We start from the raw sequence: 11394 nt of genomic DNA on the forward strand, positions 1-11394 counted from the left end.
AGCCGACGCTCCTAAATGCTCCAGTCCGCCGACCTTTTGTCCAAGTTTCCGCACCACCGGCGACAACATTACAGGTTCGGATTTCCGTTGCTCCTATCCCACCGAGCCTAGGCGACTGGTTGCATGGCCGCCGAATTTAGGAGCATCCAACTAACCGATCACTTCTATGAATAAGATTACGAACCAGATAGATCGCAACGGCGCTAAGGTGCCATTCGTGTTCTCAACTGCGACATTACGCATGATTCCCATGCGTATCCGTCGGGAGATTTTCGAGGGGCGCCCGATGCTCCTCCGCTGTCCGCGAACGGGGGCCTCCCCGCTAATATACTGCCTTGTCCCGGTTTGGCGGCGCGGCATGCCGCGGGCGTATACCGCCGTTCATGTGACACCGCGCAGTTGGCCGCTGCAGTCGCCGCGCAAACGGCGGGCCGAAAGTGAGGTGTCAGACGAATGCACCAGCACCGCCCGGAAAAGGTCCCGGTAGTGCCATCTAGGGAACACGGCACCGGATCTCGATTCCCTCCCTTATCTCGTGTTGACACACCTGAGGGTTGGTAGCGCTGGAGGATACCGCTCGGTAGACAGTTAGCGGTGCGGGCGTTTCTGGCATCGATAATCAACAAACAACGGCCTGACCCCGTCCGACTTACACAATCCCGGCCCGTCCTACGACATCAATTTGGCCCGGCACATTTAGGGCAAGCCCAGCCTGACCCCGTCCGACTTACCTCTTCGGCTTGGCCCTGGCTCCGCCCTTCCAAAGTTGATTCAAAATGCCAATGCTCGGCCTTGCTAATCCGCGGCTGAGATTTGCCCATTCCGGATTGATTTCCGAGAAAGTCGTTTGGGCAAGCTTCACGATAAAAAAATCCTCGAAGCCCAAAGCTATTGACGGGAATTGCTCTCCTCCAGACATCTCCAAATGACGGATTTCCCTCCCCCGAGACAATTCGCATCGGTAAATATTCCAAATTAGATGACGATTCGTTCTGATTCCCAGTTTGAATTTTCGGAAATCATGGTGCGGAAACTTCCATGTGAAATCTCGAACTCCTACAAATTGTAGCATCCAAAGACTCCGCTTCTCATTCTGCATAATATGATCTGACAATACGTAGATGTTCACTCCGCTGTCCCATTCAGCAAAGTCGACATCTACGAGATAGGCGTCTGAGAGGATAACCTTTAGCAACTTTGTTTTTTTTGCGGCGTTCATTTCTTTGCCGGGATGTGACCGGCATTCGACGACGAGTCAACCGGATGCCCGTTTCGATCAAAACCTTGTCCGGAGGAATCATAGATATGCCAATGTGGCTTTTGATTTCCAACCAATGCGTCTCCTGAATCGTAGACAACCGTTGCCCCTGTGCGCGGATGCCGAAAAACCTTACGCCCTGTCGATGTCGTTTCAACGAGTTTGAAACCGGCTGCTTCAAGTGCTTTTCGCCCCGAGTTGTAACTCGCACCGTGCAAAGTGACTTCTCTCAGGCCCAATCTGCGCAGTTGCTGTAAGCCTTTTAGTGAAACGCTTCCTCGACGAGCACTACCATTTATTGCAGATTTCCCGCGCGTGGCCTCACGCGAGACTGCTGCGTCCATCGCGGCATCTCCCATTTTTAGTCCTGCGTTTACGAGTGCTTCAAGTCGATCGGTCCATTCCACGCCCATTGACTCAGCCATTTCCTCCAGTGCGATGCGCCTAATCCCGGCCCCCACGAAATGGGCTCAACGATAATGAGGCCTAGTGATTTTACCGGTCTGCCGTCCGAATGGTGGAAAAATTAACCTGAACATATCGTCTGCCGCACATGAATAAATTGATTCTGCTTTTAGGTCTGATCGCATTGAGCCGCTGTGATGCGAGTTCAGATTATTTTGTTCTCGGGAGAAAAAACACGGAGTTGATCACGGCATTCTCAAGAAATGAGAGATTTTCCGCCTCCGCGGAAGAGATTTCGTTCCAAGCGACAATCAATGGTGTTCAATGTACGCTTGTGTACAGAATGCAGGACGGTTTCTCCGTTTCGGCGCTGTGTTTTGTGTCTACCCAGAACCTTAAATTTGCAGAAGGACTTAAAAAATATTCAGCTTTGATGCAGGCTCTCGATTCTAGTGTAAGTCAGCGCGTGGTTCTGAGATTAAACGGAGTTCAGCTGCTAGGGGAAAGGTTACAGTTGGAGACGCCATTTAACTACATCCGTATTTCAGGAGAATGGAATACAGACTACGACTTTGAAGCTAGGCTGGATGGCTCCTTCCAAGAGGGTTCCATGGAAACATCGGAAGTCAGTAATTTAAGCATAACGATATCAAAAAAGATGAAGCTCTAGTGTAGTGCCCCGTAATTAACTCGGCATAAGGCTGCGTGAGCGCTTGGAGGGTAGCCGCCGCCGAGAGTTACTTCATCCGCGGACTTGCCGCATTTGCTCTGACGTTTCTGGCCGGCCTTTGGCTTTCGTGAAGCCCACTCGTCAGGAAGCTGGATGGCGTTTACTGGGCCGGGTGATTTGAGAGCGCCGACGTGACGGCACATGGGGAATTCGGACGGGGTCAGGCCGTTGTTTGTTGATTACGTACGGTTCCGGGTAAACGCCGCCTCGGGCGCCCCCCCGGTCTTGGCAGTAATCTAAGCCAACTCATCGTTCCCAAATGTGATTTTGGACAACTTGTGGTTCCCTCAGCCTGTTTGATTAAAAACGGGCCCGCTCGGAGCACATGCGCAACTTGTGGTTCCCGTCAGCGCGATTTGTGGTCACATCGACAAGAATGTGTCGGGGCTCACGCCGACGGTGGCTCTCCGAGGACTACCGCCAAGGCTTTCAGCAATTCCGCTTCGCTGTATGGTTTGTGCAGCACGATCCTCACGCCGAATGCCTTCCAGTCCACCTCCGTCGCCGGACGGGAGCCGCTATCCATCAGCCCGGTCACCAGGATGACCGGAACCTTGGAGCTCACCTCGCGGATGTGGCGGGCAAGGTCCCGGCCGCTCATCCTTGGCATCATCTCGTCCACGATGGCGGCGGCAAAATCACCGTGTTGCGCCTGAAACTCGCGCCACCCGTCCTGCCCGTCCACCGCCTCTACCGGACAGAATCCGCGTCCGGTGAGCACCCGGGAGGTGATAAGCCGGATGGGCTCCTCGTCGTCCACGACCAGAATTTTTCGGCCCTCCCCCTGCAATACCGGTCCTGACGCGACGACGGGGTCTCGCCGGACTTCGGTCACCGCCGCAGGGAGGATCACCTCGAAGGTCGTGCCCTCGTTTTCCTTGGTGTGCACTTGGATGACACCTCCGTGGTCACGGACGATGCCATATACCGTGGAAAGGCCCAGTCCGGTGCCCTTGCCACGCGGCTTCGTGGTGAAGAACGGCTCGAAAATGTGGTCCAACACCTCCGGTGGAATACCCGTGCCGGTGTCGGTCACCGTGATCGCGACGTATTCGCCGGGCTTGAGCGGGGCCAACGCCGGATCAACCGGGGCCACGACCGGATGGTTCCGGGCCTTGATGGTGAGCATGCCGCCCGCGGGCATGGCGTCGCGGGCGTTAACCGCGAGGTTGAGCAACACCTGATGCAGCTGGGTGAGATCGCCCACGACGGGGAAAACATCGCGGGGAGTGTCGTATTCGATCGTGATGTTGCGCGGGAAGGTCTCCTCGATAAGTCGCACGAGGTCCTTGAGCAGATGGCGCGGCTGCACCTCGGTGCGCTCGCCGCCCTCCATGCCCCGGGCAAAGGTGAGCACTTGGCGCACGATGCCGGCGCCGCGCTGCGCCGCGTTTTCCACGGTCTCGACATAGCGGCGCGCATTCGCGTCGGGATAGCGGATCTTGAGCAGCTCGATCGAGAGCAGGATCGGCGTCAGCACATTGTTCAGGTCGTGCGCGATGCCACTCGCCAGCATCCCGATACTTTCCAGACGCTGGGCTCGGGCCAGCTGTTGCCCGAGCTGTTTCTCGGCGGTGATGTCCTGCTTGATGGCGACGTAATGCGCCAGAGCGCCGTCTTCGCCGCGCACGGGAGCAATCGTCATGCGCTCATTATATTGGCTGCCGTCCTTACGCTGGTTTAAAACCTCGCCGGTCCAAACTTCTCCTCGCTTGATGGCCCCCCACATAGCGGCGTAAAACTCCGGCCGATGCCGGCCCGACTTGAGGATGCGGGGATTTTTCCCGATCACCTCCTCCGATCTGTATCCCGTGAGCACGGTGAAGCCCGGGTTGACCCACTGGATCACACCCTCTGGGTCGGTGACCAACCAGCCAACCGGCGCCGCCTGCACGGCAGTTTCCAAAAGACGCAGATTATCCAACGCGTCATGCTTTTCGGACTCGTCGCGGATGATCAACAGCAGGTGGGGTGTTCTTTCGTGAATGAACCGCACCATCCGTGCTTCCAGCCAGATTGCCTTGCCATAGACCGTGGTCACAGGGCCCCGGTGAAACGTCTCCTTTCCGGTAGCCAAGGTCTCCTCGGCTAGCGCCAGCAAGCCGTGCCGCCGCCATGATTCCAGCTGGCGAAAATTCACCTGTAGCACACTGGGCAGGCTCGCACCAACGATCCGCGCCGCCGACTCGTTGGCCAACACGGTCCTGCCATCCTGCCGGAAGACGAGGACCCCCATAGGGGAAGAATCCAGCACCGCCGTGGCAAAGGCCAGGGAGTCGGCCGAGCGGGCTTCGGCGTTTTTGAGGTCATTGATGTCGGTATGGGTGCCAAGCATACGCAGGGGCCTTCCCTGACCATCGCGCTCGACCAACCGGCCGAGCGAGAGGATCCACCGCCAGTTGCCATCGGCGGTTCTCTGCCGGAACTCCACGCGATATGCATCCAACCGGCCGGCGACGTAGTCGCTGTAAACTTGGAAGACCTTCTCCCGGTCATCCGGGTGCAACCGGTCATGCCAGGCGGCGTTGGTTTCGCGGAAAGTTTTCGGATCGTAGCCGAGCATAGCGGCATAGGTGTCGTTCACCACTGCCTCTCCGGTCTGGACGTTCAAGTCGTAGAGCCCTTGGTTGGCCGCCTCCAAGGCGAGCACCAGCCGCTGCTGACTCACCTGAAGTTCCGCCTCCACGGTGACATGGCGGGAGTCCAGGCGCTTGATCAGCGCATAAAGCAAGCCGGTGGTTACAGCGACAAACACCAAGCCCTTGGCGGAATCAAGAAGCCACCCAGCGTGTCCTTCCTCAGTCCAAAGCATCAGCAAACCGTCCCCCGCCACCACCCAGAGGGCCGAGTAGATGGCATAGAGCAGAACCACCTTGAAGGGGGAATCGGGACGGGTAAAAGCCATGATGCGTGGTGTATTCATCGGCATGACGGGCCCACATCATGCCGTTTCCGCTCCCATAATACTGCGCAGATGTTGCCCAAGCCAAGGCCCGAATCAACGGGCTGCAACCACCTGCCGGCGGCTTCTCGCCGGGAAAAGCGTGCGGCAGATTTCGCAGACCGTGCCGTCGCAACCGCGGGCGGTGCAGTGTTCGCGGCCGTAGAAGATAATCCGCAAGTGCAGCTGGTTCCAGTGCGCCTCGGGGAAAAGCCGCTTCAGGTCGCGCTCAGTCCGCTCGACGCTGCGGCCTTCACTCAGTTTCCACCGCTCGGCCAGCCGATGGATATGCGTATCCACCGGAAAGGCCGGCACGCCCCAGGCCTGGCTCATGACGACCGACGCCGTCTTGTGGCCCACCCCGGGCAACGCCTCCAGTTCCTCGAAGGTTCGCGGCACCGCGCCGCCGTGGCGCTCCATGATCAGCCGCGAGAGCTCGCTCACGGCCTTGGCTTTCTGGGGCGACAGGCCGCAGGGGCGGATGATCCCCTGGATTTTCGCCACCGGCACGCGCGCCACGCCGGCGGGATTGTCGGCCAAGGCCCACAGGTGCGGGGTGACCTCGTTCACGCGCTTGTCGGTGCACTGCGCCGACAGGACCACCGCGACGAGCAGCGTGTAGGGATCGCGATGGTCGAGCGGGATCGGCGTCTCGGGATAAAGCTCCGCGAGGCGACGATCAACGTAGGCGGCGCGTTCGGCTTTGGTCATGAACCGGGGCACGCAACCACGCGGCGGGGAAAAGGCAACCGCCCTTCCCCGCCCGGGTCCGCTCACTCGGACGGCTGAACCAGAGTGCCGTTGCCGTTGACCGTGAGCCGGTCGGCGATCACACCGCCCGTCAGCGTGCTGTTGCCGTTGACCGTGACGGTGCCGGACGGCGCCGTCACGTAGCCGGAGAGGGCGACGTTGCCGTTCAAGGTCAGACCGCCCGCGGCGAGGTTGAGTTCGAGCCACTCCGGGTGCAACGGGTCGCCGGCTGAGCCGTTGAGCGAGATGCCGTTGGCCAAATTCAGCATGACCGGGCCGACGATGACCAGTCGGCTGCTGCCGTTGAGCGTGAGGCCCTGGAGGTTGTAAACCACGGGCTCGGTGCCACCGGCGACGCCGAACACGAAGCGGCTGCTGCCGTTGGCCGTAAACGAGCCGTAGGTGCCGGGTGGCACCGCCAGCTCGCCCGCGTTGCCGTTCAACGTGAGGTTCCGGAGGGTCGCGAAGTCACCCGGAGTCTGGCCGGCCGAGTGGATCGAGACGTTACGCGTGCCGGTGGGAGCCGGCGGAGCGACGACCACGGGCAGCGTGAGCGCATCCGTGCGACGGACGACATGCCGCAGCACCGCGCCGCCGTTGAGCGTGATCGTGTGGTCCGACGGCGCAGCCGCGCCGCTACCGTCGACCGTGCCGCCATAGGCCGGCTGACCGTTGAGCCGCACGGTCGGCGTGCCCGGCACCAACAGGTCACCTGACACCCAGGCGCTACCGTTCAGCGTGACGCTTTCCGGCAACAGCACCTGCACCGAACCGTCGAGACCGCCGTTGAGCACCGGCGCGTGCCGCACGAGCGCGGTGATGCTCACCACCAGCGAATCGCTCAGCGATCCAGTGTAATCCGGATGATTGATCGTCGCGGTCACGGGATAAACCCCGGGATTGACCGGCGGCGTCAGCGAACCGTCATAGGTGATGACCACCGGAAGTCCGGCCGGAACCGTCGCGGCCGTGACGACGCGCGGGGTGCCGTCGTAAGTCTGGGTCAGACCGCTCAGCGTCAGGTTGGCCGGCGCCGGGTTCACCGTCAGCTGCACCGCGCCGCTGGTCGTGCTGCCGGCGCTGTTGGTGATCACGACATCGTAGGAGCCGGCGTCGGCCGTCACCGGATTGGCGATCGTGTAGCTCGCCCCGTCGGCGCCGGGGAGGTCCACGCCGTTGCGGCGCCATTGGTAGGTCGGCGCGGGATAACCGATGACCTCCACGCTGAAGGTCACGCTGTCACCGACGGTGACTGTCTGCGCCGCAGGCCCGGTGACAATCGTCGGAGCCGCCGTAAGGTTCAGGCCCACGAGGACGGGGTCGTGGTCGGAATAGCGGTAGGGCGTGCCGGTGTTGATCGCCTGTTGCGCGGGTGACTTGTCCTCGGTGTTGTAGTCGTAGTAGATCGGCTCGTCGGAGTTGACGTGCCAGGTGGCCGCGCCGGTGACCTGCGCCGCGAGACTCGGGCTTGCGAGCGCGTGGTCGAGGTGGCCAAAGGCACCGTCAAACGCGTAGGAATACCCCTCGGCGCCTTCGTAGAGCTCGGTCAGGTTGACATAGCCGGCGCCCTTGAGCGCGGTGATGGGATCTTCCTGCGCGTAGGCGTTCAGATCGCCGATGATCAGGAAGTCCGGATCGCCGCTGCCGGTCGGGTCGGTGGCGAGCCAGGCCGCGAGCGCCTCGGCTTCGCGCGTGCGGAGCCAGTTGTTGGCGCCCTGACCGTCGCCCTGGTCGATGTTGGGGTTGGGCACGATGCCGTCGCTCATGCTCGAGACGCTGGCCTTGGCGCGGAAGTGGTTGATCGAAACCGTGAGCACGGCGCCGGTCGCCTTTTCGCGGAAGGTCTGCGCGAGCGGATTGCGCGCGTGGTTGTTGAAGTAGGGACTGCTCAGCATCGCCGGGGCGCCGACCGTCTCGACCGTTTCCAGGCGGTAGATGAACGCGCAGTGGATAACGTCGGTGACGATGTTCACCGCCGCGGCATCAACGTAGGCGTAGGTCGTGCCCGCGGGGGCGGCGGCGTTGAGCGCCGCCACCAGCTGCGCGAGCGCGCTGGTCGGGCCGAAGCCGTCGTTCTCCACCTCGGTCAGGCCCATGATGTCGGGCGCCTGCGCCAGGATGGCGGCCACGGTCTTGGCGAGCTGACGCTGGTATTCCTCAAAGTTGGTGGCTCCGCGGCTGGTCGGGAAACCGCCGCCGGCTCCGTCACCGTTGAAGAGGTTCAACACGTTGCCGATCGTGACTTTCAACGCACCGCCGACCGCCGGCGGCGCCGCGGTCCGGGCGTTGGCGCGGCTGAAGACCGGCGCTGAGTCCGGCTGGAGCATGAACGCTCCGAACTGATAGGTGAGCACGCCGCTCGCACCTGTGGTGGTGTCGCCCGTGCGGAGCGTCGCCCCCAAGCCGTCGTCGAAGAGGTAGGGCGTCGGGTCCGGATTTGAGCGCGAGGTGCCGTCGTCGAGCAGGATCTGGTTGAGACGGTTGGCCGCGAGCCGGGCCTGCGCCGGCGCGCCGGGTGCCACGATGTTGGTGGGCTGGAAGAGCCGGCCATTGGCAAGAATCACCTGGCCGAAGCGGCCGAGATCGTAGTTGTCGGTGACCGTGAGCGTCTGCGGCAGGCTGATGCGCATGCCTTCGTAGCGCTCCAGGTGACCCGACGCGGGCAACGGCAACGTGACCGACATTGCGGCGGGCAACGCCGCCGTGCCGTCCACACCGATGGCCACGACCGAATCCACTTCGGTGAGGCTGTTGAATTCCGTGGCCTTGCCCGTGACCGTGACCACATCGCCGACGTTCAGCGCGGCGGCCGTGGCGGCCAGCGGCGAACTGGAACCGAGGAACACATAGACGCCCTCGGAGGTGGCCGGATCGGAGTCGGCGTTGGCGTCGAGTTCCTGCACGAAGAACCCGTCGCGGGTGCCGAGCGCGCCCGTGAAGAACCCGGTCACCACGCCGTTGATCGTGACCTGATAACCGACGAGCGGGCTGACCGGGCCGCTGCCCTGGATCACATGAATGCGGGTCACGCCGGTGCCGCCGTCGTCATCCACGACGCCGGCGGTGAGGGATGGAAGCGTGAGGGCGGCCGGGTAGGCGGCATCGCCGGAGGCCACGATGGCGTGGCTGATGACGCTGAAGTGCGTGGCGGCCTCGTTGACGGTGTCGTCCGCGGCCTGCACCTGCACGAGCCTGGGTTGAAGGTCGCTCAACACGATGTCCGCCGTCGGGCCGAAGATCAGGCCGTCGGAGCTGACCAGAGTCTGGCCGTCAGCGCTGGCGCGCACGGTGACCGGACCGGCGGGCACGGTGTTGAGGCGCAGCGTGTAGGTGTCAGTGGTCAGGCCAGCCTCCTGCACGAGCGTGTCGCCGCCCGTCGGCGAGGCAAAGATCCGCGCGATGCCATCGGAGACGCTGGACACGACGATATCGTCGATACCCACCCACTCGTCGTTGCCGACGGCGTTGGTGGTCAAGAAACGCACCTGCACCTTCGCCTGGTTGTCCACCTCGGCCGGCAGCGTCGCCAACACGGGGGTAACCAGGCCGTTGAGCGCCGGGCCCTGCGTGGCATCGGGCACGAAGGCCTCGGGCACGTTGGTGAACGGCCCAATGTCACCGACCCGATACTGAAGTGCGACGGGCTGCGCGGCGTTGTCGTTGGAGCCGTCGAGGTCGCGCAGGTTGGTGGCGACGCTCACATTCGTGCGACCACGGGTGTCGAGGTGGATGACGAGGTGCGGCGCATCAGCCGTGCCCGAGCCTTGGAGCGCGATGGTGGGATTGGCGATGCCGTCGAATTCGGCGACGCCGCCGCTGCTCAGACCGTTCGGATTGGCGTGGTTGGCGATCACATCCACGTCGTTGGCGACGCCGCTCGTGCCGGTGAGCGCCTGCGGGTTCGTGCCCGTGCCGGTGGTGATGTCCTGACCGAGGTAACCGATGACCGAGGGCACGGCCGACCAGTTGTCGTTGGCCGTGATGAGCGTGGTGGTGGACCAATCTTGGCTGAAATTCGCGACGGCCAGATTCCAATAGAGATCAGGCACAATGACCGTGAGCACCGCGGGCGCGCTGGTGTCGTTGCCGGCGGAATTCGTGACCGTGACCGTGTAGTTGCCGGCATCGCCGGCCTGCACGTTGGTGAGCGTCAGGCTGGAGCCGGTCGCGCTGCCGATGGGGAAGCCGTTCTTGTTCCACTGATAGGACAGCGGTGCGGTGCCGGTCGCGGCGACGTTGAAGGTCACGCTGCCTCCGGCGAGGACCGTCTGCGAAACGGGCGGCGTGGTGACGGCCGGCGCGACGGGCACGACCACCGTGAGGGTGGCCGCGACGCTGGTCGCATCGCCCGCGGCGTTGCTGATGAACACCGAATAGTCGGCTTGATCGGCGGCCTGCACATTGGTGAGCGTGAGGGTCGCAGTCGTGGCGCCGGAGACATTGCCGACATCGCTGAGCGGGTTGCCATCCTTGCGCCACTGGTAGGCCAGCGGCGCGGTTCCAGACGCAGCGACGCTGAAAATCGCGGTTTCGCCCGCCGCCACGATCACGCTGTCGGGCTCATCCGTGACCGTCGGCGCAACGGCCCCACCGCCCACGGGCGTGATGGAGAAACTGTCCACGCCCATGGCATCGTCGGCTCCGGCGGCGTTGAAATCAGTCCAGCGCAGGTAAAAGGTCGCGCCGTCCGGAATGGAGAGACCGGTGATGTTCGCAGCCACTACCGCCGAGTGCTGCTGGGTGCCGCTGCCCGTGGCGGGCTGGCCGGGGTTGGCGTAATCGAGGGCGTTGACGTCCGTCCAGGTGCCCGTCGTGAGCGAAGATGCATCCACGCTGTATTGAAAATCGAGCCGGTCGGAGCGATTGGTGGCACCCACGCGCCAAGTCTCGCCCGTGTAGCTGATCTGCAGTTCGGTCACCGTGGCCCCGGTGTTATTGGTGAACCCCGCGCCGACCGTCGGAATCAGCGAGCCGCTTTGCAGGCCGCCGAAGGCCCACTCCCCCGCCGTGCCGAGCAGATAGGTGTCGCCGGCGTTGCTGGACCCGGTGCCGCTGGAAATCGTGGCGTTGGCGTTGGTGCCAGCCTCCGCAAACAACCAGCCGCCGGGCATGGCAGCCGGGGTGGCGGTGTTGAAATCCTGAGCATAGGCGCCGGTCAGCGATACCTGCGCCGACAACGACAACGGGAGGGCGAACAAAAGGGTGGCAAGTGAAGCGGCCACCAGACGCGACAACCGGGGAAGCAGATTTGAAATGAACATAGGATGCAGTGTGTTGCGGCGAACACTGTCACCCGCAGGCGGCAAATCA

The 11394-nt window shown here is 62.6% G+C and carries 6 protein-coding genes; 1 reads left to right on the top strand and 5 read right to left on the bottom strand.

The window, feature by feature from the left end; genetic code table 11:
* Positions 1-727: 727 nt before the first annotated feature.
* Positions 728-1219: a hypothetical protein gene (locus tag ESB00_RS17830; RefSeq protein ID WP_129049341.1), complete on the bottom strand. Its 492-nt coding sequence runs from the start codon at positions 1217-1219 to the stop codon at positions 728-730.
* On the bottom strand, positions 1216-1683 hold the full coding sequence (locus tag ESB00_RS17835; protein ID WP_164976296.1) for a hypothetical protein: 468 nt from the start codon (positions 1681-1683) through the stop codon (positions 1216-1218). Before ESB00_RS17835 ends, ESB00_RS17830 begins: the two co-directional genes overlap by 4 nt.
* 128 nt (positions 1684-1811) lie before the next feature.
* On the opposite strand from ESB00_RS17835, the gene ESB00_RS17840 reads away from it, so the two are divergent.
* Positions 1812-2333, top strand: a complete 522-nt coding sequence (locus tag ESB00_RS17840; protein WP_129049345.1) for a hypothetical protein — start codon at positions 1812-1814, stop codon at positions 2331-2333.
* Positions 2334-2781: 448 nt separating this feature from the next.
* Here ESB00_RS17840 and ESB00_RS17845 read toward each other — a convergent pair whose 3' ends face one another.
* The 3 genes from ESB00_RS17845 to ESB00_RS17855 all read right to left on the bottom strand — a co-directional run bounded on the left by ESB00_RS17845 (position 2782) and on the right by ESB00_RS17855 (position 11306).
* Positions 2782-5298, bottom strand: a complete 2517-nt coding sequence (locus ESB00_RS17845; protein WP_164976297.1) for a PAS domain-containing hybrid sensor histidine kinase/response regulator — start codon at positions 5296-5298, stop codon at positions 2782-2784.
* A gap of 93 nt (positions 5299-5391) precedes the next feature.
* Entirely contained in the window at positions 5392-6045 is a 654-nt protein-coding gene (locus tag ESB00_RS17850; protein WP_129049349.1) for an endonuclease III domain-containing protein, read from the bottom strand.
* Positions 6046-6107: 62 nt separating this feature from the next.
* Entirely contained in the window at positions 6108-11306 is a 5199-nt protein-coding gene (locus ESB00_RS17855) for an ExeM/NucH family extracellular endonuclease (protein WP_164976298.1), read from the bottom strand.
* Between the last annotated feature and the right edge of the window lie 88 nt (positions 11307-11394).

Origin of the sequence: Oleiharenicola lentus (assembly GCF_004118375.1) — a bacterium.
In the GTDB taxonomy this organism is placed as follows: Bacteria; Verrucomicrobiota; Verrucomicrobiia; order Opitutales; family Opitutaceae; genus Lacunisphaera; species Lacunisphaera lenta.